The sequence below is a fragment of the Streptomyces sp. NPDC057616 genome (genome assembly GCF_042800575.1).
GTDB lineage: Bacteria > Actinomycetota > Actinomycetes > Streptomycetales > Streptomycetaceae > Streptomyces.
The window spans coordinates 21,065-45,612 of sequence record NZ_JBHVGU010000048.1 but is presented as its reverse complement, the minus strand read 5'-3'; the positions used below and the strand labels follow the sequence as shown (position 1 = coordinate 45,612).

Below are 24,548 nucleotides of genomic sequence, written 5' to 3'. Positions count from 1 at the left end.
GGGTGGCCAACGTACAAGCACTCGCGGGAGCCCGGACGCACCGGGCTGAGAGGGAGGCTGGCGGCCTCCGACCGTACGAACCTGATCCGGGTCATGCCGGCGAAGGGAGGGGCTGGACGCCCATGCCGTCACGTATGTCGGACGTCCTCGTCGTCGGGGGCGGAATCATCGGCCTGGTCACGGCCTGGCGCGCCGCGCAGCGCGGGTTCGCCACGGCCCTCGTGGATCCCGAACCGGGGGGCGGTGCCGCGCAGGTGGCCGCCGGGATGCTCGCCGCGGTCACCGAACTGCACTACGGCGAGCAGACCCTGCTCGGCCTGAACCTCGCCTCGGCCCGCCGCTATCCGGAGTTCGCGGCCGAGCTGACCGAGCTCACCGGCCACGACCTCGGCTACCGCCGGTGCGGCACCCTCGCCGTCGCGCTGGACGCCGACGACCGCGCCCATCTGCGCGAACTGCACGCCCTGCAGCGGGAGTCGGGGCTGGAGTCGGAGTGGCTGTCGGGCCGCGACTGCCGGCGCCTGGAGCCGATGCTCGCGCCGGGCGTGCGCGGCGGGCTCCGGGTCGACGGCGACCACCAGATCGACCCGCGGCGGCTGGCACGCGCGCTGGTCGCCGCGTGCGAGCACGCGGGCGTGGTCTTCCACCGCCAGTGGGCCGAGCGCTTCCACGTCGCGGGCGACCGGGCCCGCGGTGTCACCACGGCGGACGGCACCGAACTGGGCGCGGGCCAGGTGGTGCTGGCCGCCGGCAGCCTCAGCGGGCGGCTCCCCGGTGTCCCCGACGACGTGCTGCCGCCAGTGCGGCCGGTGAAGGGGCAGGTGCTGCGGCTGACCGTGCCGCGGCGGTTCGCGCCCTTCCTGAGCCGCACCGTGCGCGCGGTGGTGCGCGGCAGCCAGGTCTACCTGGTGCCGCGCGAGAACGGCGAGCTGGTGATCGGCGCGACCACCGAGGAGCTCGGCTGGGACACGACGGTCACCGCGGGCGGGGTCTACGAGCTGCTGCGCGACGCGCACGAACTGGTCCCCGGCATCACCGAGCTGCCGCTGACGGAGACGCGCGCGGGTCTGCGCCCGGGCTCCCCCGACAACGCGCCCCTGCTCGGCCCGACGCAGCTGCCCGGGCTCCTGCTGGCCACCGGGCACCACCGCAACGGCGTGCTGCTCACGCCGGTCACCGGCGACGCCATGGCGCACGTCCTGACCACCGGTGAACTGCCGGACGAGGCCCGCCCGTTCACCCCGAGGCGCTTCGCGCGCGTGGAGCAGCCCGTATGAACATCTCCGTCAACGGGGAGCCCCGGGAGTTCGCTTCCGGCACCGCTCTCGACACCGTCGTGCGGACGCTGACCCCGGCCCCCTCCGGCGTGGCCGCCGCCCTCAACGAAACCGTCGTCCCGCGCGCGCAGTGGCCGGCGACGCCCCTCTCCGACGGGGACCGCGTCGAGGTCCTCACCGCCGTCCAAGGAGGCTGACCCATGGCCGACGATCCCTTCGCCCTCGGCGGTACGTCCTTCACGTCCCGCCTGATCATGGGTACCGGCGGTGCCCCGAGCCTCGACGTGCTGGAGCGGGCGCTGGTGGCGTCCGGCACGGAGCTGACCACGGTCGCGATGCGGCGCGTGGACCCCTCGGTGCACGGCTCGGTGCTCTCCGTCCTGGACCGGCTCGGCATCCGGGTACTGCCGAACACGGCCGGCTGCTTCACCGCCGGGGAGGCGGTGCTGACCGCGCGGCTGGCGCGCGAGGCCCTCGGCACCGATCTGGTCAAGCTCGAGGTGATCGCCGACGAGCGCACCCTGCTGCCCGATCCGATCGAGCTGCTCGACGCCGCCGAGACCCTGGTCGACGACGGCTTCACCGTGCTGCCGTACACCAACGACGACCCCGTCCTCGCCCGGAAGCTGGAGGACGCCGGCTGCGCGGCGATCATGCCGCTCGGCTCGCCCATCGGCTCCGGTCTCGGCATCCGCAACCCGCACAACTTCCAGCTGATCACCGAGCACGCGTGCGTGCCGGTGATCCTGGACGCGGGCGCCGGTACGGCCTCGGACGCGGCGCTCGCGATGGAGCTGGGGTGCGCGGGTGTGATGCTCGCCTCGGCGGTGACGCGGGCGCAGGAGCCGCAGCTGATGGCCGAGGCCATGAAGCACGCGGTGGAGGCGGGCCGGCTGGCGTACCGGGCGGGCCGCATTCCGCGCCGTCACTTCGCCGAGGCGTCCTCGCCGCACCAGGGGCGCGCGCACCTGGATCCCGAGCGTCCCGCCTTCTGAACGCGCGTTCGACGGGCCCCGGAAACGGGTGCGAGGTCCGTCACAGGTCGGCTGCAGTCACGCCCCGATCCGGCAGGAACGGACGGCCTTGTCGGTCACGGCTCGTACACTCACCTGCGTGGATACGACCCTTCAGGACCCTCTGGTCGGGCAGGTGCTCGACGGGCGCTATCGCGTGGACGCGCGGATCGCGGTCGGCGGGATGGCCACGGTCTACCGGGCCCTGGACACCCGCCTGGACCGTGTGCTCGCGCTGAAGGTGATGCACCCGACGCTCGCCGCCGACGGCACCTTCGTCGAGCGGTTCATCCGGGAGGCGAAGTCGGTCGCCCGGCTGGCCCACCCGAACGTGGTGCAGGTCTTCGACCAGGGCACCGACGGGTCGTACGTCTATCTCGCCATGGAGTACGTCGCCGGGTGCACCCTGCGTGACGTGCTGCGCGAGCGCGGGGCGCTGCAGCCGCGCGCCGCCCTGGACATCCTGGAGCCGGTCCTCGCCGCGCTCGGTGCCGCGCACCGGGCCGGATTCGTGCACCGGGACATGAAGCCGGAGAACGTCCTGATAGGGGATGACGGCCGGGTCAAGGTCGCCGACTTCGGGCTGGTCCGCGCGGTGAACACCGTCACCAGCACGACGGGCACCGTCCTCGGCACCGTCTCCTACCTCGCACCGGAGCAGATCGAGCACGGCATCGCCGACCCCCGGGTCGACGTGTACGCGTGCGGTGTCGTCCTGTACGAGATGCTGACCGGCGACCGCCCGCACGGCGGGGACTCGCCGGCCACCGTCCTCTACAAGCACATCCACGAGGACGTCCCGCCGCCGTCGGCCGCCGTGCCGGGGCTGGCGTACGCGCTGGACGAGCTGGTCGCGGTGGCCACCGCGCGCACCCCGGACCGCCGTCCGCAGGACGCGGTGGCGCTCCTCGCGCATGTGCGGGACGTGCGGGTCTCGCTCGACGCGGACCAGCTCGACGCGATGCCGCCGCAGGCCCTCGCCCCGGCGCACCTGGACATCTCCCAGGACCGTACGAGCGTGATCCCGCGCGCGCTGGCGATGCAGCAGCCGCTGCCGGTGAACGAGGACGAGGTCCTGCGCACCAGCCGGCTGGAGAGTCCGCCGCCCCTGCCGCCGCGCCGCCGTGGCGCGGGCGCCCGGCGCGGTCCGGTCGCGATCGTCCTCGCCGTGCTGCTGGTCCTCGGGGTCGGCGCGGGCGTCTGGTACATCAACTCCGGGCAGTTCACCAAGGTCCCGCCGGTGCTGGCGAAGACCCAGACGGAGGCGCGCAAGCAGCTCGGGGAGGCCGGTCTCGACCTCGGGACGGTCAAGCACGCCTACAGCGACACGGTGAAGCGGGGCACGGTCATCAGCGCGGACCCGGTGCCGGGGACGCGCATCCGCGACAACGCCTCCGTGACGCTCACCATCTCCGACGGCCCGGAGACCGTGCGGGTGCCGGACCTGGAGGGCCGGACGCTGGCCGAGGCGAGGGCCCGGCTGAAGAAGGCCGCGCTGGAGCCCGGCATGGTCACCCGTGAGTTCAGCGACGAGGTCGACAAGGGCTCCGTGATCTCCACCTCCCCGGAGGCGGGCACCACGCGGCACGCGGGCTCGGCGATCGCGCTGGTCGTGAGCAAGGGCTCCCCCGTGGACGTCCCGGACGTCACCGGGGAGGACCTGGAGGAGGCGAAGGCGGACCTGGAGGACGCGGGCCTGGCGGTGAAGGTCGCCCCGGGGCGGGTCAACTCCGAGTTCGACAAGGGCCAGGTCGCCACGCAGACGCCCGCGGGCGACGGCCAGGCCGCCGAGGGTGACACGGTCACGCTGACCCTGTCCAAGGGCCCGGTCATGGTCGAGGTCCCGGACGTCAAGGGCGACAGCGTCGACGACGCGAAGCAGACGCTGGAGGGCGCCGGCTTCAAGGTCAGCGAGGACCGCGGCCTGCTGGGCCTGTTCGGCGACACCGTCAAGGACCAGTCCGTGAAGGGCGGCGACAAGGCGCCCAAGGGGTCGACGATCACCATCAAGATCCGGTGACGGGGCACGTCGCAGCGCGTGACACCCTGGACCGGTGAAGAGTCAGCAGCCCCGCAACCCCGTCGGCGGCCACGTCCCCGTGGCCGGCGGCCTGAGCTCCGTCGGCCTGTCCTACGCGCATGACCTCAAGGCCGAGACGGTGCAGGTCTTCGTCGCCAACCCGCGCGGCTGGGCCACGCCCACCGGCAATCCGCGGCAGGACGAGGAGTTCCGGGCGGTGTGCGAGGCCGAGTCCATCCCGGCGTACGTCCATGCCCCGTACCTGATCAACTTCGGTTCGCACACCGCGGCGACCGTCGAGAGGTCCGTGGAGTCGATGCGGCACTCGCTGCGGCGCGGGCGGGAGATCGGGGCGCTCGGCGTGGTCGTGCACACGGGCAGCGCGACCGGCGGCCGGGAGCGGTCGGTGGCCCTGAAGCAGGTACGGGAGCACCTGCTGCCGCTGCTGGACGAGCTCACCCATGACGACGACCCGTTCCTGCTGCTGGAGTCGACGGCCGGGCAGGGCGCCTCGCTGTGCTCGCGGACCTGGGACTTCGGGCCGTACTTCGAGGCGCTGGACGCTCACCCCAGGCTGGGAGTCTGCCTGGACACCTGCCACATCTTCGCGGCCGGCCACGACCTGGCCGGGCCGAGCGGCATGCACCAGACCCTCGATCTGCTGGTGGACACGGTCGGCGAGGGCCGGCTGAAGCTGATCCACGCCAACGACTCCAAGGACGTGGTCGGCGCGCACAAGGACCGGCACGAGAACATCGGCGCAGGTCACATCGGCGAGGACCCGTTCCGGGCGCTGATGACCCACCCCGCGACCGAGGGCGTACCGCTGATCATCGAGACGCCCGGCGGCAAGGAGGGGCACGCGGCGGACGTGGAGCGGCTGAAGAAACTCCGTGATTCTTAGCGCGTGAGGGAATACCCCCAGGGGGTATGCGGTTCCAGCTCGGTGCAGGAACCGTGACCTGACATTGGGGGCAGCAGCATGGACCACGAGACACACGCACACGCGCCGGCCCGGCCGCACGCACACCACCACCCGGCCGGGGCCACCTGGAGCACGGCCGCACAGGCGACCCTGCACTGCCTCACCGGCTGCGCCATCGGCGAGGTGCTGGGCATGGTGATCGGCACCGCGCTGGGCTGGGGCAACCTCTCCACGACGGTCCTGGCGATCGTCCTCGCGTTCTTCTTCGGCTACTCGCTCACCCTGCGCGGGGTACTCAAGGCAGGCGTCGGCTTCCGGGCGGCCTTCCGGGTGGCGCTGGCCGCGGACACCCTGTCCATCGCCGTGATGGAGCTGATCGACAACGGCGTGATCGTGCTGTGGCCCGACGCCATGGACGCCACCCTCGCCGACCCGCTGTTCTGGGTCTCGCTGGCGATCTCGCTCGTGCTCGCCTTCGTCGTGACGACACCGGTGAACAAGTGGATGATCGGCCGCGGCAAGGGCCACGCGGTGGTGCACGCCTACCACCACTGACGGCGTCCGCCGGGAGTCAGAGCTCGGGGCCGTCCCCGGGCTCCTCCTGGTAGGAGTAGCGCTGCTCCTTCCAGGGGTCGCCGACGTTGTGGTAGCCGCGCTCCTCCCAGAAGCCGCGGCGGTCGGCGGTCATGTACTCCACGCCGCGGACCCACTTGGGGCCCTTCCAGGCGTACAGATGGGGCACGACGAGGCGCAGCGGGAAGCCGTGTTCCGCCGTCAGCAGCTCGCCGTCCTTGTGGGTGGCGAAGATGGTCCGCTCGGAGGCGAAGTCCGCGAGGCGCAGGTTGGAGCTGAAGCCGTACTCGGCCCACACCATCACATGGGTGACCGCGGGCGCGGGCGGTGCGATCCGCAGGATCGTCCGGGCCGGGATGCCGCCCCATTCGGCGCCGAGCATGCTGAACTTCGTCACGCAGTGCAGATCGGCCATGACGGTGGTGTACGGCAGGGCCGCGAACTCCTCGTGGGTCCAGCAGTGCTTGCCACCGTCCTCGGTGGCACCGAAGACCCGGAACTCCCAGCGCTCGGGGCGGAACTTGGGGACGGGTCCGTAGTGCGTGACCGGCCAGCCCCGTTGCAGGCGCTGTCCCGGCGGAAGCTCAGGCTGTGCTGCTCTTCCCGAATCGTGTTCTCCCGATTCGCGCTCCACCGGCTGACCCATGCCTCCATCCTGACAGACCGGGAACGGTGCACCTGACCGGCCTCTGCAAACATGGGCAATTGCCATCAAGCATGCACGTACTTACTAAGTGAAGACTTACTGGACGATCTTGGATGCCGGTGCAATCATGCGGCCCAACCTGCCAGTCCCCCGCGCGGAAGGAGCCTCTGCGATGCAGGGCGACCCCGAGGTCATCGAATTCCTCAACGAGCAGCTCTCCGGCGAGCTGACCGCGATCAACCAGTACTTCCTGCACGCGAAGATGCAGGAGAACTTCGGCTGGACGAAGCTCGCGAAGTACACGCGTCACGAGTCCTTCGACGAGATGAAGCACGCGGAGGTGCTCACCGACCGCATCCTCTTCCTCGAAGGGCTGCCGAACTACCAGCGGCTCTTCCACGTACGCGTGGGACAGACCGTCAAGGAGATGTTCGAGGCCGACCGGCAGATCGAGGTCGAGGCCATCGACCGCCTCAGGCGGGGCATCAAGGTGATGCGCGACAAGGGCGACATCACGTCCGCCAACATCTTCGAGTCGATCCTGGAGGACGAGGAGCACCACATCGACTATCTCGACACCCAGCTGGAGCTGGTCGAGAAGCTCGGCGAGGCGCTCTACATCGCGCAGCTCATCGAGCAGCCGGAGAGCTAGGCGGCCTCGTCCAGTCCGGCCAGGGCGGGCGTGTCCTGCTCGACGGACTCGCGGCGGGGAAGCGCGCCGCGGCCGAGCATCGCCTGGATGCGCCGCACACACGAACCGCAGTCGGTGCCCGCCTTGCAGGCGGAGGCGATCTGGCGGGGGCTGCAGGCGCCGTTCTCCGCGTGCTGCTTGACCTGCTGTTCGGTGATCCCGAAGCAACTGCAGACGTACACGCGGCTCACCTCCCGGCGGGGTCGAAGTGCTCTCCCCGATGATCGGTGAGGCTAACCTAACCTTACCCGGCGGACAGGAAGCGCAAAAGTGGAGTGGTGCGCGGATCGTATGTGATCCGCGCCCCACTTCATGCGCCGGTAACAGGCGAACCCGTCACTGGTCCCTGTACATCTCCGCGACGAGGAACGCCAGGTCGAGGGACTGGCTGCGGTTCAGCCGCGGGTCGCAGGCCGTCTCGTAGCGCTGGTGCAGGTCGTCGACGAAGATCTCGTCGCCGCCGCCCACGCACTCGGTGACGTCGTCACCGGTGAGCTCGACGTGGATGCCGCCCGGGTGGGTGCCCAGGCTCTTGTGGACCTCGAAGAAGCCCTTGACCTCGTCGAGCACGTCGTCGAAGCGGCGGGTCTTGTGGCCGGAGGCCGCCTCGAAGGTGTTGCCGTGCATCGGGTCGGTGACCCAGGCCACGGTGGCACCGGAGGCGGTGACCTTCTCGATCAGTTCGGGGAGCTTGTCGCGGACCTTGTCGGCGCCCATGCGGACGATGAAGGTCAGCCGGCCCGGCTCGCGCTCCGGGTCCAGGCGCTCGATGTACTGCAGCGCCTCCTCGGCCGTCGTCGTCGGGCCGAGCTTGATGCCGATCGGGTTGCGGATCTTCGAGGCGAACTCGATGTGCGCGCCGTCCAGCTGCCGGGTGCGCTCACCGATCCACACCATGTGCCCGGAGACGTCGTAGAGCTGCCCGGTGCGGGAGTCGACGCGGGTCAGCGCGGACTCGTAGTCGAGCAGCAGCGCCTCGTGCGAGGAGTAGAACTCGACCGTCTTGAACTCCTCCGGGTCGGCCCCGCAGGCGTGCATGAAGTTGAGCGCGTTGTCGATCTCGCGCGCCAGCTGCTCGTAGCGCTGCCCGGACGGGGACGACTTCACGAAGTCCTGGTTCCAGGCGTGCACCTGGCGCAGGTCGGCGTAGCCGCCGGTGGTGAAGGCGCGCACCAGGTTCAGCGTGGAGGCGGAGGCGTTGTACATCCGCTTCAGGCGCTCGGGGTCCGGGACGCGGGCGGCCTCGTTGAAGTCGAAGCCGTTGACCGAGTCGCCGCGGTAGGTCGGCAGGGTCACGCCGTCGCGGGTCTCGGTGCCCTTGGAGCGCGGCTTGGAGTACTGGCCGGCGATGCGGCCCACCTTCACGACCGGCACCGAGGCGGCGTACGTCAGCACGGCGCCCATCTGGAGCAGCGTCTTGAGCTTGTTGCGGATGTGGTCCGCGGACACCGCGTCGAACGCCTCGGCGCAGTCGCCTCCCTGGAGGAGGAACGCCTCTCCCTTGGCGACGGCCGCCATCCGGGCGCGCAGCTGGTCGCACTCGCCCGCGAAGACGAGCGGCGGATACGACGCGAGGTCCGCAACAACTGCGCGCAGAGCCTCGGTGTCGGGGTACTCGGGCTGCTGCGCCGCGGGCAGGTTTCGCCAGGTGTTGCCAGCGCTCGCGCTGGTCTTAGCGTTCACGGTCACGACCTCAACATTACGGGGTCGTGTCGGGCGTCCTGCCCCATGCCCAGCAATTGAGACACGGGGTACGACTGCCGGACATGCGGTAAGGTGCGTCGCATGTTCGCGCACTCGACCCAGAACTGGTGGTGGACCGCTCATCCGGCGGCCCACTGACTGCGCGTACGCAAGACTTCGCGAAGGCCGCCCGAGGGGCGGCCTTCGGCGTTCCCGGGGTCGTTCCTCTCCTCCGTCGACACGGTCGGCGACGACCGAGAAGGAACCGGGACCCATGAACCTGCTGGACCTGCTGCACGACCCCAGGCCGTTCGCCCTGCTGCGGCGCCGTGCCCCGGGCCATGACGAGAACACCGTCGAGCTCCTCCTCGGCCCGGTCAGCACCTACGACCGCCTCGCCGACCTGCCCGGCGAGGGGCTCGCGCTGGTCCCCTTCCGCCAGATCCGGGAGCGCGGCTTCGACGTCCGCGACGACGGCACGCCCCTGGCCTTCCTCACCCCCGAGGAGTCGTACGAGATCCCGATCGCCGACGTACTCACGCAGCTCCCCGCCCAGGAGGTGCGGGTGACGGGCGGCGGCTTCGACGTCGGCGACGAGGAGTACGGCGAGATCGTCGGCCGGGTGCTGCGCGGGGAGATCGGGCGGGGCGAGGGCGCCAACTTCGTGATCCGGCGGACGTACGAAGGGGAGATCCCGGGGTTCTCGCGCGCGGACGCCCTGGCGCTCTTCCGGCGGCTGCTGGAGGGCGAGCGGGGCGCGTACTGGACGTTCGTCGTGCACACCGGGGAGCGGACGCTGGTCGGGGCCAGCCCAGAGGTGCATGTGCGGATGACCGGCGGCACGGTCGTCATGAACCCGATCAGCGGGACGTACCGCTATCCCGCCGAGGGCCCGACCCCGGAGCACCTGCTCGAGTTCCTCGCCGACGGCAAGGAGATCGAGGAGTTGTCGATGGTGGTCGACGAGGAGCTCAAGATGATGTGCACCGTCGGCGACATGGGCGGCGTCGTCGTCGGGCCGCGGCTGAAGGAGATGGCCCATCTCGCGCACACCGAGTACGAGTTGCGCGGGAAGTCGTCGCTGGACGTGCGCGAGGTCCTGAAGGAGACCATGTTCGCGGCGACCGTCACCGGGTCGCCGGTGCAGAACGCCTGCCGGGTCATCGAGCGCCACGAGCCCCTCGGTCGCGACGGTGTGGCGCGCGGCTACTACGCGGGCGCGCTGGCCCTGCTCGGCCGGGACTCCGGCGGTGCGCAGACCCTCGACTCCCCCATCCTGATCCGCACCGCCGACATCTCCGCCGACGGGCGCCTCAGGGTCCCGGTCGGCGCCACCCTGGTGCGCGGCTCGGACCCGGCGGGCGAGGTCGCGGAGACGCACGCGAAGGCGGCGGGCGTGCTGGCGGCCCTGGGCGTGCGCCCGGGTCGGCCGCGCGAGGAGCACACGCGCGTACGGCTCGCCGACGACCCACGCGTGCGTGCCGCGCTCGACGGGCGCCGCGCCTCGCTCGCCCCGTTCTGGCTGCGGATGCAGGAGCGGTCCGCCGAGCTCGGCGGGCACGCCCTGGTGGTCGACGGCGAGGACACCTTCACGGCGATGCTCGCGCACGTCCTGCGGTCGGGCGGGCTGGACGTGACCGTCCGGCGCTTCGACGAACCCGGGCTGCGGGAGGCGGTGTTCGCGCACGAGGGGCTGGTGGTCCTCGGCCCCGGCCCCGGTGACCCGTCCGACCTGGACGACCCCAAGATGCGGCTGCTGCGGGAGCTGACCGCCGAGGTGATCCGGAACCACCGGCACGGCGTGCTCGGGGTCTGCCTGGGCCACGAGCTGATCGCGGCCGAGCTGGGCCTGGAGATCGTGCGCAAGGAGGTGCCGTACCAGGGCGCGCAGACGGCGATCGACCTGTTCGGGCGGACCGAGACCGTCGGCTTCTACAACAGCTTCGTGGCGCGCTGCGACGACGAGGCCCGGGCGGAGCTGGCCGCGCACGGCGTCGACGTCAGCCGCGGCCCGTCGCACGAGGTGCACGCGCTGCGCGGCCCGGGCTTCGCCGGCGTGCAGTTCCACCCGGAGTCGATCCTGACGCTCGACGGCGCCTCGGTGGTGCGTGAGCTGATCGGTCAGCTGCGCGGCACCAGCACGTTCTCGGAGCGGCGGCCGGCCCGGTAGTCGAGGACGTTGCGCACCGTGGCCTCGACGATCTGGCCGACCGCGTCCTCGGTGTAGTACGCCTGGTGGGAGCTGACCAGGACGTTCGGGAAGGTGACCAGGCGGGCCAGGGTGTCGTCCTCGATCGCCTCCAGCGACCGGTCGACGTAGAAGAGCCCGGCCTCCGCCTCGTAGACGTCGAGGCCGACGCCCGTGAAGCGGCCCTCGCGCAGTTCGGCGACGAGGGCCGCGGTGTCGATCAGGCCGCCGCGGCTGGAGTTGACCAGGATCGCGTCGTCGCGCATCGCCTTCAGCGCGGCGGCGTCGATGAGGTGCTGAGTCTGTGGCATCAGCGGCACGTGCAGGGTGACGAGGTCGGACTCGGCGAGGAGCCGCTCCTTGGAGACGTACGTCATGCCGAGGTCCCTGCACGCGGGGTTCTCGGCGACGTCCCAGCCGAGCAGCCGCATGCCGAAGCCGTGCGCGATCCGGGTGAACGCCTCGCCGATCTTGCCGGTGCCGAGGACGCCCGCGGTGCGGCCGTGCATGTCGCGGCCCATCAGGCCGTCCAGCCGGAAGTCGAAGTCGCGCGTGCGGGTGGAGGCGCGGACGACACGGCGGTTGACCGCCATGGCGAGGGTCCAGGCGAACTCGGCGACCGAGTACGGCGAGTAGTACGAGACCCGGGCGACCGTCATGCCCAGGCGCTGTGCGACGTCGAGGTCGATGTTGTTGAAGCCGGTGGAGCGCTGGGCGACCATCCGGGTGCCGCCGGCCGCGAGGAGCTCCAGGACGCCGGCGCCGAGATCGGCGTTGACGCTCGTGGAGATGATCTCGTGGCCGGCCGCGATGGGCGCGGTGTCCTCGTTGAGGAAGACGTCGAGGCAGTGGACCTCGTGGTGGCCCGCGAAGGCCCGCTCGATCAGTGGCCTCTCGTCCGCCTGCACGCCGAAGGCGAGGATCTCCACGAAGCGGCATCCCTTCCGGTGGGTTATGGGCCGAATATACGGCCCACAACCCTGGCGTGCCGGTCCGGTCGGCCGGTCCGCGCGGCCCTCCGGGTCAGCCGAAGAAGACCCCGACCTCCTCGTACAGGGCCGGGTCCACGGTCTTCAGCCGGGCCGTGGCGTCCGCGATCGGGACGCGGACGATGTCGGTGCCGCGCAGGGCGACCATCTTGCCGAAGTCGCCGTCGCGGACGGCGTCGATGGCGTGCAGGCCGAAGCGGGTGGCGAGCCAGCGGTCGAAGGCGCTCGGGGTGCCGCCGCGCTGGATGTGCCCGAGGACCGTCGTACGGGCCTCCTTGCCCGTGCGCTTCTCGATCTCCTTGGCCAGCCACTCGCCGACGCCGGACAGCCGGACGTGGCCGAAGGAGTCCAGCGACTGGTCCTTGAGGACCATGTCGCCGTCCTTGGGCATGGCGCCCTCGGCGACGACCACGATCGGTGCGTACGACGCCTTGAAGCGGGACGTGATCCAGGCGCACACCTGGTCGACGTCGAAGCGCTGTTCCGGGATGAGGATGACGTTGGCGCCGCCCGCGAGCCCGGAGTGCAGGGCGATCCAGCCGGCGTGACGGCCCATCACCTCGCAGACGAGGACGCGCATGTGCGACTCGGCGGTGGTGTGCAGGCGGTCGATGGCCTCCGTGGCGATGCCGACCGCGGTGTCGAAGCCGAAGGTGTAGTCGGTGGCGGACAGGTCGTTGTCGATGGTCTTCGGCACGCCGACGACGGGGATGCCGTACTCGTCGGTGAGGCGTGCCGCCACGCCCAGAGTGTCCTCGCCGCCGATGGCGATGAGCGCCTCGACCTCCAGCTTGGCGAGGTTCTCCTTGATCCGGCGGATGCCGTTCTCCTGCTTGAGCGGATTGGTGCGCGAGGAGCCGAGGATGGTGCCGCCACGCGGCAGGATGCCGCGCACGGCCGGGATGTCGAGGCGTACGGTGTCGCCCTCCAGAGGACCTCGCCAGCCGTCCCGGAAGCCGACGAAGTCGTAGCCGTACTCCTGCACGCCCTTGCGGACGATGCCCCGGATGACGGCGTTGAGCCCGGGGCAGTCGCCGCCTCCGGTCAGTACTCCGACCCGCATGGAAAAGTCCCTTCGCCGCGGTTGCCTGGTGACAGTCACGCTAATGGTGAGCCGCGTCACAGAGGGATGGGCAGGAAGGGCAATTCCGGTGAACTGTCAGGCGCGGTGTTTACTCGTCGTCAAGTCCGCGCTCTATCGCGTACCGCACGAGTTCGACCCTGTTGTGCAGCTGGAGCTTGCCGAGGGTGTTCTGGACGTGGTTCTGCACCGTGCGGTGCGAGATGACCAGGCGTTCGGCGATCTGCTTGTAGCTCAGGCCCTTGGCGACCAGACGCAGCACCTCGGTCTCCCGGTCGGTGAGCTGCGGCGCCCTGGGCTCGTCCGGGTCCGAGGAGGGTGCGGGCTCGGAGGCGAGGCGGCGGTACTCGCCGAGCACCAGGCCGGCGAGGCCGGGTGTGAAGACCGGGTCGCCGACGGCCGTGCGGCGCACCGCGTCGAGCAGTTCGTCGGTGGACGCCGACTTCAGCAGATAGCCGGTCGCGCCGGACTTCACCGCCTCCAGCACGTCGGCGTGCTCGCCGCTCGCCGACAGCACCAGGACGCGCAGGGCCGGGTTGTGGCCGACGAGCTCCTTGCAGACCTGGACGCCGGGCTTGGCGGGCAGGTTGAGGTCGAGGACGAGCACGTCGGGGGCGACGGCCTTGGCGCGGCGCACGGCCTGGTCGCCGTCGCCGGCGGTGGCGACCACGTCGAAGCCGGACTCGGTCAGGTCGCGGGCGACGGCGTCGCGCCACATGGGGTGGTCGTCCACCACCATGACCTTGATCGGGCCCTGCTGCTCACTCATCGATGCCCCGCCTTCGCTTCCTTGGGTACTTTCAGCTCGACCTCCGTGCCCTGGCCCGGCACCGAGATCAGCTCGGCGCTGCCGCCGAGTTCGCGCAGCCTGCCCCGGATCGACAGGGCCACGCCGAGCCGGCCCTCGCCCTCGGCCTGGGCGAGCCGGCCCGCGGGGATGCCGGGCCCGTCGTCCCGGACGGTCACGACGACCTCGCCGGGCTCGTCCTCGACGAGGATCCACGCGCGCGCGTGCTCGCCGGCGTGCCGGTGGACGTTGTCCAGGGCGGCGCCGACGGCGGCCGCCAGTTCCTTCGCGGCCGCCGCGGGCAGCAGCACGGGGGCGCCGGGTTCGGCGAAGCTGACCTTCGCGGCGGCGTACGGCGCGAGCAGCGTGCGCAGGTCCACCGGGGCGTCCTCGTCGTACGGCTCCTCCCGTACGGCCCGCACGATCGCGCCCTCGGCCGGACTCTGCGACGCGCGGGAGACGGGGAGCAGGCCGCCGGAGACCAGCGTGCGCAGCGCGACCTCCTGCTCGCCGGCCATCCGGCCCAGCTCGGCCGCCTCGCCGCCGAGGACCGCGCCCCGGCGCTGCACCATGGCCAGCACCTGCAGCACGCCGTCGTGGATGTCGCGGGCGAGCCGCTCCCGCTCGCGCGTCGCGGCCTCGATCTCCAGGGCCCGGGCGAGGGTGCGCTCGGAGGCGCGGGCGACCTCGACGACGTAGCCGATGGCGATGGAGGCGACCCAGACGAGGATCACGTTGTGGACGGTGTCGCGGGCCGGGGCGCCGCGCTCGATGAGGTTGGCGACGGCGACGGGCGTGGAGGCGAACGCCGCCCAGCGCCAGCCGCCCTTGATCGCGTACGCCAGGACCGAGCCGGCGGTCCATATCGACGGCAGGGTGGGGCCGCCGCTGTGGATGTGCTGGTCGTTGACGGCGAGCGGGGTGAGCAGGATGCCGGTGAGCGCGATGGCGAGGTCGACGGCGAGGAAGCGCTTGGTGCAGGAGGCCGCGTTCTGCACGAAGGGCAGGGTGGCCAGGGTCCACACGAACAGGACGACGTAGTAGACGATGGCGATGCCCGCCCGGTCGTACTCGTCGTAGGCGGTGGCGAACAGGCCGACCGCGTACAGCATCGTGAGCACCCGGTAGGCGGCGAGCGCACGCCACAGCGGCTGCTCGACCGACATCCTCATGATCTTCTCGCGCTTGGGCAATTCCCCCACCCCCGGCCCCAGACTGCCCTGTCCCCGGCCCCTACGACCCGGACTTCTCCTTATCCGCCTGCTGCTTCTGCTCCTGCGCGAGTGCGGCCTTGGCCGCCTTCTCGGCCTCCTTGTCGGCCTTCGCCGCCTCCGCGATCTGGCGCTTGGCCGCGGTCGCGTACATGTCGACGTACTCCTGGCCGGAGAGCTTCATGATCTCGTACATGACCTCGTCGGTGACCGCGCGCAGCACGAAGCGGTCGTGCTCCATGCCCTGGTAGCGGCTGAAGTCGAGGGGCTTGCCGATGCGGATGCCGGGACGCATCAGCTTGGGCATCACCTGGCCGGGCGGCTGGATCTTCTCCGTGTCGATCATCGCGACCGGGATGACGGGCGCGCCGGAGGCGAGCGCCACGCGCGCGAGGCCGCCGGGCTTGCCCCGGTACAGCCGGCCGTCGGGCGAGCGCGTACCCTCGGGGTAGATCCCGAACAGCTCGCCGCGCTCCAGCACCTCCAGGCCGCTCTTGATCGCCGCCTCGCCCGCGCCGCGCGCCCCGGAGCGGTCCACCGGGAGCTGGCCGACGCTCTTGAAGAAGGCGGCCGTCAGCCGCCCCTTGACGCCGGGGGTGGTGAAGTACTCCGCCTTGGCGATGAAGGTGACCTTGCGGTCGAGCATCGTGGGCAGGAAGAACGAGTCGGAGAACGAGAGGTGATTGCTCGCCAGAATGGCGGCACCCTCGGCCGGGATGTGCTCGAGGCCCTCGACCCAGGGCCTGAAGGCGACCTTCAGCGGTCCCCCGATGGCGACCTTCATCGTGCCGTACAACAACCGAGTGCCTCCTGATTCCTTCGCTCAGACCTTAACCCGGCCCGCCCCCAAAGGCGCCGACGGCCCTGGTCGGTGTCAGTGCCGTCGCGTACGGTGAAGCACACCTGGACTTCACGTGACTCTCATGAACAGGAGACCGATGGTGCCGGTCCTTCCTGGAGCCGAGCCGTACCGCCATGAGGGCGGGGAGATCGGCGTCCTCCTCTGCCACGGCTTCACCGGTTCCCCCCAGTCGCTGCGCCCCTGGGCGAAGCACCTCGCCGAGCGCGGTCTCACGGTCTCGCTGCCCCTGCTGCCCGGGCACGGCACCCGCTGGGAGGACATGCAGCTCACCGGCTGGCAGGACTGGTACGCCGAGGTGGACCGCGAGCTGCGGTCCCTGCGCGAGCGCTGCGCCGAGGTGTTCGTGGCGGGCCTGTCCATGGGCGGCACCCTGGCGCTGCGGCTGGCCGCCAAGCACGGGGAGGCGGTCCGCGGAGTGATGGTCGTCAACCCGGCGAACCGCATGCACGGCCTTTCCCCTTACGCCCTTCCGGTGGCACGTCATCTCGTACGGACGACGCCGGGCATCGCGAGCGACATCGCCAAGGAGGGCAGCACCGAACTGGGCTACGACCGGGTGCCGCTGCACGCGGCCCACTCGCTGCGGAACTTCTTCCGGCTGGTCGACCGCGAACTGCCGCAGGTCACCCAGCCGCTGCTGGTGCTGCGCAGTCCGCGGGACCACGTGGTCCCGCCCGCCGACTCGGCGCGGATCCTCAGCCGGGTCTCGTCGCGGGACGTGACCGAGATCGTGCTGGAACAGAGCTACCACGTCGCGACGTTGGACCATGACGCGGACCGGATTTTCGACGAGAGCGTCGCGTTCATCGGCCGGATCGCACCTGGTGTCGGCAAGGAAGGGACGGCCGTAGGTGGCTGAGCACGACTCGGACCGCGAGGGCCGCGAGCCGGACGAGCAGGACGTCCCCTTCGACGAGGCGGCGGCCTGGGCCGCCATCGTCGCGGGCTACGGCGAGGAGCCGAAGGATCCGCCGGGCTCCAAGCCCTTCAAGCCGATCGAGGACCTGGCGCTGCTCGAGGCGGAGACCAACGACCAGCCGGAGGACGAGGCCCCGAAGCCGAAGCCGGAGAAGCCCGCGCAGCCCCTGGGCGGCTCGGTCTCCTTCGCGCCCGGCGTGGGCCCCCGTGACTTCAAGGCCGCCGAGCCGTCGGAGGACGACTTCGACGAGGACGACGAGGGCCACTTCGTCCCGCCCGAGCCGCCCGACCTGCCCGCCGCCGACACGACCGCGAAGTTCGCCTGGCTCGGCGTGATCGGCGGCCCGATCCTGCTCCTGCTGGCGGTGGTGCTCGGCTGGGAGATGACCTGGTGGCTCGCCACGCTCAGCATCGGCGGCTTCGTCGGCGGCTTCGTCACCCTGGTGGTGCGGATGAAGACGGACGACGAGGAGGACGACGACCCGGGGCGCGGAGCGGTCGTCTAAGCGGCGGGAACATCGGCGGGAATTCTGAGGGCGGCCAGCACCGGAAGGTGGTCCGTGGCCGCCCTCAGGTCTGTCTCCGTCACCCCCGGCTGCTCCAGCGGCACCCCGCAGCCGAGCACCTCGACGCCCTTCGTCGCGAAAATCGCGTCGATGCGCTGGAAGGGGGTGACCGGGTTGAAGGTGTTCTCGCCGCCCCAGGGCGCGACGGCCCGGCAGTCCTGGAGATCGGTGGCGAGGCGCTGGAAGGTGGGGCCGCCGGGGCGCTCGTTGAGGTCGCCGCCCGCCACCGCGTGGTCCACGCCGAGGCCGGCGAGCCGGTCGAGCAGCATGCCGCCCTGCTCGTGGCGCTCGTCCTTCTGCAGCGAGAGGTGGCAGCTCAGCACGCCGATCCGGGCGCCGCCGAACCGGACGACGGCCGTGGCGAAACCGCGGCGGTGCTGCCCGGGCGTGAGCGGCAGCAGCACGTCCTCGGTGCGTTCGACGGTCGCGCGCAGGGTGCACAGGATCGCGGGGCCCGCCGCGGTCGCCCCGCCGGTGAGGATCACCTGGCCCGAGGCCGCCGCCAGCCGGGCCAGTTTCTTGCGCCAGCGGAAGAAACGGGGCGCCTCCTGGATCAGGACGAGGTCGGGGGCGCAGGCGCCGATCACCCGGGCCAGGGCCGTGGTGTCGTCGCGCATGGAGCGGATGTTGTAGCTGAGCACACGGATGACGGCGGAACCGTCGGGTTCCGTGCGGGAGTTGGGCAGCGGGATCGAAGTCGCCATGGCGATCAACATACGACGAGGCCCGCCGCCCCGGGGCGGGGCACGGCGGGCTCATCACGTACGGGCGTCCTCGGACCTACATGATCGGGTCGGGTTCGCGGGCCAGGTCCGCCGCGCCCACCAGGCCCGCGTCGTTGCCGAGCTGGGCCGCGATGACGTCGGCCACCGGGCGCCAGTTGCCGCCGACCAGCCAGCGCTTGTAGGACTTGCGGATCGGGTCGAGGACCAGCTCGCCCTCGTCGGAGAGCCCGCCGCCGACGATGAAGGCGGAGGGGTCGAAGAGCGAGGCCAGGTCGGCGAGGCCCGCGCCGGCCCAGCGGGCGAGCTCCCGGTAGGAGTCGACGGCGACCAGGTCGCCCTGGCGGGCGGCCATGGAGATGTGCTTGCCCTCGATGCCGTCGGGGGTGCCGTCGCCCAGGCCGAGCAAGATCTCGGCGTTCTCGGGGGTCGCGTTGGCGCGCTGCTTGGCGTACCTGACCAGCGCGCGTCCCGAGGCGTACTGCTCCCAGCAGCCCTGCGAGCCGCAGCCGCACAGCAGGCCGTCCGGCACCATCCGGATGTGGCCGAACTCGGCGGCGACGCCGAAGTGGCCGCGGCGCAGCTTGTTGCCGATGATGATGCCGCCGCCCAGGCCGGTGCCGAGGGTGATGCAGATGACGTTGCGGTGGCCCTTGCCGGCGCCGAACTTGTACTCGCCCCACGCGGCGGCGTTGGCGTCGTTCTCCACGACGACGGGCAGGCCCACGCGGGCCTCGACCTTCTGCTTCAGCGGTTCCTGGCGCCAGTCGATGTTGGGCGCGAAGTACACGGTGGAGCGCTGCCGGTTCACGTATCCGGCAGCGCCGATGCCCACGCCCACGATCTCGTGCCCGGCGTGCGCGCCCTCCACGGCGGAGGCGATGGCGTCCACGATCCCGTCAGGCGTGCCCGGGGTGGGCACCTTGTACGTCGAGAGGATGTTGCCCTCCTCGTCGACCACGCCTGCCGCGATCTTGGTACCGCCGATATCGACGCCGATGGTGAGTCCCATGAATCCCTCAGTTCGGTCGAGCCCCGCTACGGCAACCGTACCCGAGGCCCTGCCGTCACATCCGCGTCGTCCACCCGCCGGGCAGACGGGTGCCCGGCGGTGGTGCGGGAGGGAGGAATCAGTCCAGGTCGATGCGCTGTCCGGGACCGGTGCCCTCGCCGTCGTCCCGGCGCTCGTCGAGGTCCTTGCGCAGGTCCGCCGCGCGGGTCGTCCAGCGCTGCTCCTGGGCCTGGACCGCGGAGCGGTAGGCGGCCAGCAGTTCGCCGCCCGCGGCGGCGAGGTGGTCGAAGACGTCCGGGTTGCGCTCGATGACGGGTTCGACGGCGGCCTTCGCCTGCTCGACGACCTGGCGCACCACCTGCTGCGCGGCGGGTCCGGCGACGGAGCCGAGCAGCGGGGACTGGATCGACGACAGCTTGTCCGAGACGGCGTCGACCAGCTTGCGCAGTTCCTCGGCGGCCGAGCCCGGCGGCGGGCCGTACTCGACACGGCGGCGGGCCTTCTCCGCCGCGAGATCCTCGGCGCACGCCGTCGACCAGGCGTCGGCGTCGGTCGCCCGCGCCTCGTCGATCGCCTCGTGCTCCTCGGCGTCGGACGGGGGGAGCTCTTCGCTCATGACGACCTCCTGACTACGGTTCGTCTCTACGACGTTACCCGAACGGGCGTATGTGCTTCACCGGGTCCCGGGCCACAGATCGGGGTCCGGCGCGAACCGGATGCGCAGCTCGCCCTCGCGCAGTCCGGCCCCCTCGACGGTGCAACGGCGCAGCACGGACGGCAGCGCCACGATCCGGCGGAACCGGCCCGCCGCGACGACGAGTTCGTCGCCCCGCCGGATGAGGTCGAGATCGTCGCGTATGGCGCCGGGCAGCGGGAGCCGCCAGACGAGCACGCCGTCGTCGGCGAGCCGGTCCTCGACGGTCCACTCGACCGTGGAGCCCGTCTCCTTGACGCCGGGGACCGGGAGCGCGGCCAGGTCCTCGGTGCCGCGCGGGTCGCGGCCGAGGTGGCCGACGGCCGTGACGTCGTACGACTCCCGCCACTCCTCCAGCGCCTTGCGCTGCTGGGCGACGGGGGCGGCCAGCCAGCCCTCGGCCGCCTGCTCCGGCAGCACCCGGTTGGCGACCAGGGCGTCGGGGCGCAGACCGCGCAGGGCGAGGCCGAGCCCGGCGCCCCGGACGGCGTCCGTACCGGCCGGGCCGGGTTCGGCGACCAGCCGGACGCTGGTGCCGGGGTCGGCGAGCACGGCCTGGACGGCGGCGAGTTCGGTGTCCCAGCGGTCGGCGGTCTCGTACAGCCACTCCGAGGGCATGGGCACGCCGGCCAGCTTGCCGAGGACCGGGCGCAGGGCGCGGGCCGCCTGGCGCTCGGGCGGGAGCAGCCGGCGCAGATAGCGGCGGAGTTCCTCGGGCAGGGAGAGCAGGGCGAGCGCGTCGGCCACCGGCGGCAGGTCGACGACCAGCAGGTCGAAGCGGTCCGAGAGGGCGGCGTCGCGCAGGGCCCGCAGGAAGCTGAGCTCCTCGGCGCCGGGAAGGGGCGTGACCTCCTCGGCGTCCAGCCGGGCCGCGCCGAGCAGGTCGAGGACGCGGGCCGCCCGTTCCTGGAAGGCGGTGAGGTCGTCCCGGAAACCGGCGGCGGCGTCGGGGCGCCAGGCGGTGAGGTCCTGGGCGGTCCGCGTGGGCTCGGGCCCCGTCGCCGCGCCGAGGGCCGCGCCGAGGGTGTCGGTGCGGTCTGCGCTCAGGACGAGGGTGCGGGTTCCCTCGCGGGCGGCGGCCAGAGCGGTGGCGGCGGCGACCGTGGTACGACCGCTGCCGCCGGGGCCGGTGATCAGGATGGTGCGCATGAGGCTGAACGGTAACGGAGGCCGGCCCGCGGGCGTGTGCGGGCGGCTTCCGGTACAGCGCTCCCGCGGCCTACTTCTCCCCGGACTCGACGCGCTTCTTCAGTCCGGCCAGGGCCCGGTCGATGATGACCTTCTCGGCCTTGCGCTTGATCATCCCCAGCATCGGGATCTTGACGTCCACCGTCAGCCGGTAGGTGACCTCGGTGCCGCCCGCGCCCGCCGGCTTCAGGATGTAGGAGCCGTCGAGCGAGCGCAGCATCTGGGACTTGACCAGCGTCCAGGAGACCTCGTGCGCCCCGGTCCAGGTGTACGCGAGCACCTGGTCGTCCTTGATCGCGCCGGCGTCCATGACCAGGCGGACCTGCTCGGCGCGGCCCTGCGCGTCCGACGCGAGGACCTCCGCCTCCTTCACCTCGCCGGTCCAGTCCGGGTAGCGGGCGAAGTCGGCGATCACCCCCATGACATCGGCCGGTGCCGCCTCGATCGTGATGCTCGAGCTGGTGTGTTCCGCCATCGCTGTGGCTCCTCCAGATGCGGGCCGGTAGAGAGGTCGTCCTGCGCACGTGTGTGCAGCGTGAAGGCTACCGCGCACGTGAGCACCGGAGTTCACCCCCACCTGCGTTCCGGCGGGAGGGCTCACTCACCATTCGAGCGCCCATGGCCTTCCGGTCCCGGCGAAGTGCCCGACGTTCACGCACTCCGTCGTCCCGATCCGCATCCGCCGGGTCAGCGGCTGGTGGACATGGCCGAAAAGGGCGTAGCGCGGGCGGGTGCGGCGGATCACCTCCAGCAGCGCCCGGCTGCCGCGCTCGAAGCGGCGCGCGACGGTGTCGTAGACGAGTTCCGGCACCTCCGGCGGGATGTGCGTGCACAGCACGTCGACCTCGCCGACGGCCTCCAGCTTGGCCGCGTACTCCTCGTCATCGATCTCGTACGGAGTGCGCATGGGGGTCTTGAGGCCGCCGCCCACGAAGCCGAAGGTGCGGCCGCCGATCTCCACGCGCTCGCCGTCGAGCACCGAGGTGCCCGGCCCGGCGTACTCGCGCCACAGGGGTGGCATGTCGACATTGCCGTAGGTGGCATACGTCGGAGTGGGGAAGGCGGCGAACATCTCGGCGTATTGCTTGCGCACCGCCTGCTCGATGACGGCGGCCCGGTCGGCGCCGATGCCCTGCCACAGCCGGGCCCCGAGCTCGCGCGCCTCCTCGAAACGGCGGGCGGTGCGCAGCTCGACGAGGCGGTCGGCGTTCTCCCGGCCGAACAGATCGGGGAAGATCCCGCGCGAGTGGTCGGCGTAGTCGAGGAAGAGGACGAGGTCACCGAGACAGATCAGGGCATCGGCCCCTTGGCCGGCCGCGGCCAGGTCACGGACGTTGCCGTGCACGTCGCTGACCACATGAACACGTGTTTTACGGTTGCCGGCCGGTGTGGATGCCATGGCGATCAAGAGTAAGCGTGTGCGGTCTACGTGAACAGTGGCGGGCGACCCCGCGGTTACTGGCCAGTCAGTTAGCGGGTGGACTACCGTACGCGAAGGAACACCAGCCTGTGTGACGCAGCGAACATCTCGCCGGAACCCCCTGTCGAAGAAGCCATACCGGCGGGTAACGTCCGGGCCGTCCAGTCGTGCTCAGGATTTCAACCTCTGAACACCTGAGCACCTGCCCGAGCCGTGGACCCCCGTCGCATCACACAACGTCGTGGCGCCGGCGCCCTATGAGGAGCAGCAGTCTTGCGCGAGTTCAGCCTTCCGGCTTTGTACGAGGTCCCTGCGGACGGCAATCTGACCGACATCGTCCGCAGAAACGCCGCGCAGCATCCCGATGTCGCCGTCATCGCCCGCAAGGTGGGCGGCGCCTGGCAGGACGTGACCGCCGCGGCCTTCCTGACCGAGGTGCACGCCGCCGCCAAGGGGCTCATCGCCTCCGGCATCCAGCCCGGCGACCGCGTCGCCCTGATGTCCCGCACCCGCTACGAGTGGACGCTGCTGGACTTCGCGATCTGGTGCGCGGGCGCGATCACCGTGCCTGTCTACGAGACCAGCTCCCCGGAGCAGGTGCAGTGGATCCTCTCCGACTCGGGCGCCAGCGCGATCGTGGTCGAGATGGACAACCACCTGGCCGCCGTCGAGTCGGTGCGCGACCGGCTGCCCGCCCTCAAGCACATCTGGCAGATCGAGGCCGGCGGGATCGAGGAGCTGCGCACCCTCGGCAAGGGCGTCACCGACGGGATGGTCGAGGACCGCAGCTCGCTGGCGCGGGCCGACGACCCGGCGACGATCGTCTACACCTCCGGCACCACAGGCCGGCCCAAGGGCTGTGTGCTCACCCACCGCAGCTTCTTCGCCGAGTGCGGCAACATCGTCGAGCGCCTGCGGCCCCTGTTCCGCACCGGCGAGTGCTCCGTCCTGCTGTTCCTGCCCCTCGCCCACGTCTTCGGCCGGCTGGTCCAGATCGCCCCGATGATGGCGCCGATCAAACTCGGCTGCGTCCCGGACATCAAGAACCTCACCGACGAACTGGCCTCCTTCCGGCCGACGTTGATCCTGGGCGTCCCGCGCGTCTTCGAGAAGGTCTACAACTCCGCGCGCGCCAAGGCGCAGGCGGACGGCAAGGGCAAGATCTTCGACAAGGCCGCGGACACCGCCATCGCCTACAGCAAGGCGCTGGACACCCCCACGGGCCCCTCGCTCGGCCTGAAGATCAAGCACAAGACGTTCGACAAGCTCGTCTACAGCAAGCTGCGCGCGGTGCTCGGCGGCCGGGGCGAGTACGCCATCTCCGGCGGCGCCCCGCTGGGCGAGCGGCTGGGCCATTTCTTCCGCGGCATCGGCTTCACGGTCCTGGAGGGCTACGGCCTGACCGAGTCCTGCGCGGCCACCGCGTTCAACCCGTGGGACCGGACCAAGATCGGCACGGTCGGCCAGCCGCTGCCGGGCTCGGTGATCCGCATCGCGGACGACGGCGAGGTGCTGCTGCACGGCGAGCACCTGTTCAAGGGCTACTGGAACAACGAGACCGCGACGGCCGAGGCGCTCACCGACGGCTGGTTCCACACCGGTGACATCGGCACCCTCGACGAGGACGGCTACCTCCGGATCACCGGCCGCAAGAAGGAGATCATCGTCACCGCGGGCGGCAAGAACGTCGCCCCGGCCGTGATCGAGGACCGCATCCGGGCGCACGCGCTGGTCGCGGAGTGCATGGTGGTGGGCGACGGGCGGCCGTTCGTGGGCGCGCTGGTCACCATCGACGACGAGTTCCTGGGCCGCTGGGCCGACGAGCACGGCAAGCCGGCGGGTTCCACCGCGGCGTCGCTGCGCGAGGACCCCGACCTGGTGGCCGCGATCCAGACGGCGATCGACGACGGCAACGCCGCGGTGTCGAAGGCGGAATCGGTGCGGAAGTTCCGCATTCTGTCCTCCCAGTTCACGGAGGAGTCGGGCCACCTCACGCCCTCCCTGAAGCTCAAGCGCAACGTGGTGGCGAAGGACTACGCGGGCGAGATCGAGGCGATCTACGCGAAGTAGTACGCCTGCTCG

26 protein-coding genes and 1 riboswitch are annotated in these 24,548 nt (G+C 71.3%); of the genes, 12 read left to right on the top strand and 14 right to left on the bottom strand.

From position 1 onward, the window contains the following. Window positions 1-13: 13 nt before the first annotated feature. Window positions 14-125, top strand: a riboswitch (TPP riboswitch). From thiO to ACFU97_RS39950, 6 genes are all read left to right on the top strand, one after another. After that, a complete protein-coding gene (thiO, locus tag ACFU97_RS39975; RefSeq protein ID WP_384266554.1) occupies window positions 123-1,277 on the top strand; it encodes a glycine oxidase ThiO in 1,155 nt (384 codons plus the stop codon). Its footprint overlaps the riboswitch before it by 3 nt. Next, window positions 1,274-1,474, top strand: a complete 201-nt coding sequence (gene thiS / locus ACFU97_RS39970) for a sulfur carrier protein ThiS (RefSeq protein ID WP_384266551.1) — start codon at window positions 1,274-1,276, stop codon at window positions 1,472-1,474. Before thiO ends, thiS begins: the two co-directional genes overlap by 4 nt. Window positions 1,475-1,477: 3 nt before the next feature. Then, on the top strand, window positions 1,478-2,272 hold the full coding sequence (locus tag ACFU97_RS39965; RefSeq protein ID WP_384266549.1) for a thiazole synthase: 795 nt from the start codon (window positions 1,478-1,480) through the stop codon (window positions 2,270-2,272). Between the two features lie 118 nt (window positions 2,273-2,390). Further along, the gene (gene pknB, locus ACFU97_RS39960) at window positions 2,391-4,310 is read left to right on the top strand and encodes a Stk1 family PASTA domain-containing Ser/Thr kinase (RefSeq protein ID WP_384266547.1); all 1,920 of its coding nucleotides are present in this window, start codon (window positions 2,391-2,393) and stop codon (window positions 4,308-4,310) included. A 34-nt stretch (window positions 4,311-4,344) separates the two neighbouring features. Then, window positions 4,345-5,214, top strand: a complete 870-nt coding sequence (locus ACFU97_RS39955) for a deoxyribonuclease IV (protein ID WP_384266544.1) — start codon at window positions 4,345-4,347, stop codon at window positions 5,212-5,214. Window positions 5,215-5,292: 78 nt separating this feature from the next. Then, entirely contained in the window at window positions 5,293-5,790 is a 498-nt protein-coding gene (locus ACFU97_RS39950) for a DUF4396 domain-containing protein (protein WP_384266542.1), read from the top strand. A gap of 16 nt (window positions 5,791-5,806) precedes the next feature. Here the strand turns inward: ACFU97_RS39950 and ACFU97_RS39945 are convergent, their stop codons facing one another. Continuing rightward, window positions 5,807-6,454: a sulfite oxidase-like oxidoreductase gene (locus ACFU97_RS39945; protein WP_384266539.1), complete on the bottom strand. Its 648-nt coding sequence runs from the start codon at window positions 6,452-6,454 to the stop codon at window positions 5,807-5,809. Window positions 6,455-6,626: 172 nt separating this feature from the next. Between ACFU97_RS39945 and bfr the strand changes: the two genes are divergently transcribed. Beyond that, on the top strand, window positions 6,627-7,106 hold the full coding sequence (bfr, locus tag ACFU97_RS39940; RefSeq protein ID WP_384266537.1) for a bacterioferritin: 480 nt from the start codon (window positions 6,627-6,629) through the stop codon (window positions 7,104-7,106). Here the strand turns inward: bfr and ACFU97_RS39935 are convergent. Next, complete coding sequence (locus ACFU97_RS39935; protein ID WP_384266534.1) at window positions 7,103-7,327, bottom strand: bacterioferritin-associated ferredoxin; 225 nt, start codon at window positions 7,325-7,327, stop codon at window positions 7,103-7,105. The two genes, bfr and ACFU97_RS39935, sit on opposite strands and share 4 nt — an antisense overlap. Window positions 7,328-7,481: 154 nt before the next feature. Then, window positions 7,482-8,834: a class II 3-deoxy-7-phosphoheptulonate synthase gene (locus tag ACFU97_RS39930; RefSeq protein ID WP_384266533.1), complete on the bottom strand. Its 1,353-nt coding sequence runs from the start codon at window positions 8,832-8,834 to the stop codon at window positions 7,482-7,484. A 96-nt stretch (window positions 8,835-8,930) separates the two neighbouring features. On the opposite strand from ACFU97_RS39930, the gene ACFU97_RS39925 reads away from it, so the two are divergent. Further along, window positions 8,931-8,987: a trp operon leader peptide gene (locus tag ACFU97_RS39925; RefSeq protein ID WP_071528813.1), complete on the top strand. Its 57-nt coding sequence runs from the start codon at window positions 8,931-8,933 to the stop codon at window positions 8,985-8,987. 115 nt (window positions 8,988-9,102) lie between these two features. Beyond that, a complete protein-coding gene (locus ACFU97_RS39920; protein ID WP_384266531.1) occupies window positions 9,103-10,998 on the top strand; it encodes an anthranilate synthase family protein in 1,896 nt (631 codons plus the stop codon). Here the strand turns inward: ACFU97_RS39920 and ACFU97_RS39915 are convergent. From ACFU97_RS39915 to ACFU97_RS39895, 5 genes are all read right to left on the bottom strand, one after another. Beyond that, the gene (locus tag ACFU97_RS39915) at window positions 10,950-11,945 is read right to left on the bottom strand and encodes a 2-hydroxyacid dehydrogenase (protein WP_384266528.1); all 996 of its coding nucleotides are present in this window, start codon (window positions 11,943-11,945) and stop codon (window positions 10,950-10,952) included. The genes ACFU97_RS39920 and ACFU97_RS39915 overlap by 49 nt on opposite strands. 94 nt (window positions 11,946-12,039) lie before the next feature. Further along, the gene (locus ACFU97_RS39910) at window positions 12,040-13,068 is read right to left on the bottom strand and encodes a 6-phosphofructokinase (protein WP_384266526.1); all 1,029 of its coding nucleotides are present in this window, start codon (window positions 13,066-13,068) and stop codon (window positions 12,040-12,042) included. A 109-nt stretch (window positions 13,069-13,177) separates the two neighbouring features. Continuing rightward, window positions 13,178-13,855 (bottom strand): response regulator, encoded by a 678-nt coding sequence (locus ACFU97_RS39905; RefSeq protein WP_384266524.1) that lies wholly within the window; start codon window positions 13,853-13,855, stop codon window positions 13,178-13,180. Next, window positions 13,852-15,045 (bottom strand): MacS family sensor histidine kinase, encoded by a 1,194-nt coding sequence (gene macS / locus ACFU97_RS39900; protein WP_384266603.1) that lies wholly within the window; start codon window positions 15,043-15,045, stop codon window positions 13,852-13,854. Before macS ends, ACFU97_RS39905 begins: the two co-directional genes overlap by 4 nt. Window positions 15,046-15,106: 61 nt before the next feature. Then, on the bottom strand, window positions 15,107-15,868 hold the full coding sequence (locus tag ACFU97_RS39895; RefSeq protein ID WP_384266601.1) for a lysophospholipid acyltransferase family protein: 762 nt from the start codon (window positions 15,866-15,868) through the stop codon (window positions 15,107-15,109). Window positions 15,869-16,025: 157 nt separating this feature from the next. Here ACFU97_RS39895 and ACFU97_RS39890 point away from each other — a divergent pair, with 157 nt between their 5' ends. Both ACFU97_RS39890 and ACFU97_RS39885 read left to right on the top strand, forming a co-directional pair. Further along, on the top strand, window positions 16,026-16,805 hold the full coding sequence (locus ACFU97_RS39890) for an alpha/beta hydrolase (protein WP_384266599.1): 780 nt from the start codon (window positions 16,026-16,028) through the stop codon (window positions 16,803-16,805). Continuing rightward, entirely contained in the window at window positions 16,798-17,370 is a 573-nt protein-coding gene (locus ACFU97_RS39885) for a hypothetical protein (RefSeq protein ID WP_384266522.1), read from the top strand. The genes ACFU97_RS39890 and ACFU97_RS39885 overlap by 8 nt, the downstream gene beginning before the upstream one ends. Here ACFU97_RS39885 and ACFU97_RS39880 read toward each other — a convergent pair. The 6 genes from ACFU97_RS39880 to ACFU97_RS39855 form a co-directional block, all read right to left on the bottom strand. Continuing rightward, the gene (locus ACFU97_RS39880; protein WP_384266520.1) at window positions 17,367-18,134 is read right to left on the bottom strand and encodes an endonuclease/exonuclease/phosphatase family protein; all 768 of its coding nucleotides are present in this window, start codon (window positions 18,132-18,134) and stop codon (window positions 17,367-17,369) included. The two genes, ACFU97_RS39885 and ACFU97_RS39880, sit on opposite strands and share 4 nt — an antisense overlap. A 76-nt stretch (window positions 18,135-18,210) precedes the next feature. After that, window positions 18,211-19,164: an ROK family glucokinase gene (locus ACFU97_RS39875; protein ID WP_384266518.1), complete on the bottom strand. Its 954-nt coding sequence runs from the start codon at window positions 19,162-19,164 to the stop codon at window positions 18,211-18,213. A 118-nt stretch (window positions 19,165-19,282) separates the two neighbouring features. Continuing rightward, window positions 19,283-19,780 carry a DUF5304 domain-containing protein gene (locus ACFU97_RS39870; protein ID WP_384266515.1) on the bottom strand — a complete coding sequence of 166 codons (498 nt, stop codon included), beginning with the start codon at window positions 19,778-19,780 and terminating at the stop codon, window positions 19,283-19,285. Window positions 19,781-19,837: 57 nt separating this feature from the next. Beyond that, a complete protein-coding gene (locus ACFU97_RS39865; RefSeq protein WP_384266513.1) occupies window positions 19,838-21,007 on the bottom strand; it encodes an ArsA family ATPase in 1,170 nt (389 codons plus the stop codon). A gap of 70 nt (window positions 21,008-21,077) precedes the next feature. Further along, window positions 21,078-21,521 carry an SRPBCC family protein gene (locus ACFU97_RS39860; RefSeq protein ID WP_384266510.1) on the bottom strand — a complete coding sequence of 148 codons (444 nt, stop codon included), beginning with the start codon at window positions 21,519-21,521 and terminating at the stop codon, window positions 21,078-21,080. 126 nt (window positions 21,522-21,647) lie between these two features. Then, window positions 21,648-22,445 carry a metallophosphoesterase gene (locus ACFU97_RS39855; RefSeq protein ID WP_384266508.1) on the bottom strand — a complete coding sequence of 266 codons (798 nt, stop codon included), beginning with the start codon at window positions 22,443-22,445 and terminating at the stop codon, window positions 21,648-21,650. 294 nt (window positions 22,446-22,739) lie between these two features. Here ACFU97_RS39855 and ACFU97_RS39850 point away from each other — a divergent pair, with 294 nt between their 5' ends. Next, window positions 22,740-24,536, top strand: coding sequence for an AMP-dependent synthetase/ligase (locus ACFU97_RS39850; protein WP_384266506.1), 1,797 nt, complete (start codon window positions 22,740-22,742; stop codon window positions 24,534-24,536). Window positions 24,537-24,548: the final 12 nt, after the last annotated feature.

Bases quoted from the DNA above. Each gene is read 5' to 3' on its own strand.
- ACFU97_RS39875 (WP_384266518.1), bottom strand. From the start codon at position 19,164: ATGGGACTCACCATCGGCGTCGATATCGGCGGTACCAAGATCGCGGCA.
- ACFU97_RS39945 (WP_384266539.1), bottom strand. From the start codon at position 6,454: ATGGGTCAGCCGGTGGAGCGCGAATCGGGAGAACACGATTCGGGAAGA.
- ACFU97_RS39870 (WP_384266515.1), bottom strand. From the start codon at position 19,780: ATGAGCGAAGAGCTCCCCCCGTCCGACGCCGAGGAGCACGAGGCGATC.
- ACFU97_RS39905 (WP_384266524.1), bottom strand. From the start codon at position 13,855: ATGAGTGAGCAGCAGGGCCCGATCAAGGTCATGGTGGTGGACGACCAC.
- ACFU97_RS39855 (WP_384266508.1), bottom strand. From the start codon at position 22,445: ATGGCATCCACACCGGCCGGCAACCGTAAAACACGTGTTCATGTGGTC.
- ACFU97_RS39895 (WP_384266601.1), bottom strand. From the start codon at position 15,868: ATGAAGGTCGCCATCGGGGGACCGCTGAAGGTCGCCTTCAGGCCCTGG.
- ACFU97_RS39865 (WP_384266513.1), bottom strand. From the start codon at position 21,007: ATGCGCACCATCCTGATCACCGGCCCCGGCGGCAGCGGTCGTACCACG.
- ACFU97_RS39950 (WP_384266542.1), top strand. From the start codon at position 5,293: ATGGACCACGAGACACACGCACACGCGCCGGCCCGGCCGCACGCACAC.
- macS (WP_384266603.1), bottom strand. From the start codon at position 15,045: ATGAGGATGTCGGTCGAGCAGCCGCTGTGGCGTGCGCTCGCCGCCTAC.
- thiS (WP_384266551.1), top strand. From the start codon at position 1,274: ATGAACATCTCCGTCAACGGGGAGCCCCGGGAGTTCGCTTCCGGCACC.
- ACFU97_RS39910 (WP_384266526.1), bottom strand. From the start codon at position 13,068: ATGCGGGTCGGAGTACTGACCGGAGGCGGCGACTGCCCCGGGCTCAAC.
- ACFU97_RS39860 (WP_384266510.1), bottom strand. From the start codon at position 21,521: ATGGCGGAACACACCAGCTCGAGCATCACGATCGAGGCGGCACCGGCC.
- ACFU97_RS39920 (WP_384266531.1), top strand. From the start codon at position 9,103: ATGAACCTGCTGGACCTGCTGCACGACCCCAGGCCGTTCGCCCTGCTG.
- ACFU97_RS39965 (WP_384266549.1), top strand. From the start codon at position 1,478: ATGGCCGACGATCCCTTCGCCCTCGGCGGTACGTCCTTCACGTCCCGC.
- thiO (WP_384266554.1), top strand. From the start codon at position 123: ATGCCGTCACGTATGTCGGACGTCCTCGTCGTCGGGGGCGGAATCATC.
- bfr (WP_384266537.1), top strand. From the start codon at position 6,627: ATGCAGGGCGACCCCGAGGTCATCGAATTCCTCAACGAGCAGCTCTCC.
- ACFU97_RS39880 (WP_384266520.1), bottom strand. From the start codon at position 18,134: ATGGCGACTTCGATCCCGCTGCCCAACTCCCGCACGGAACCCGACGGT.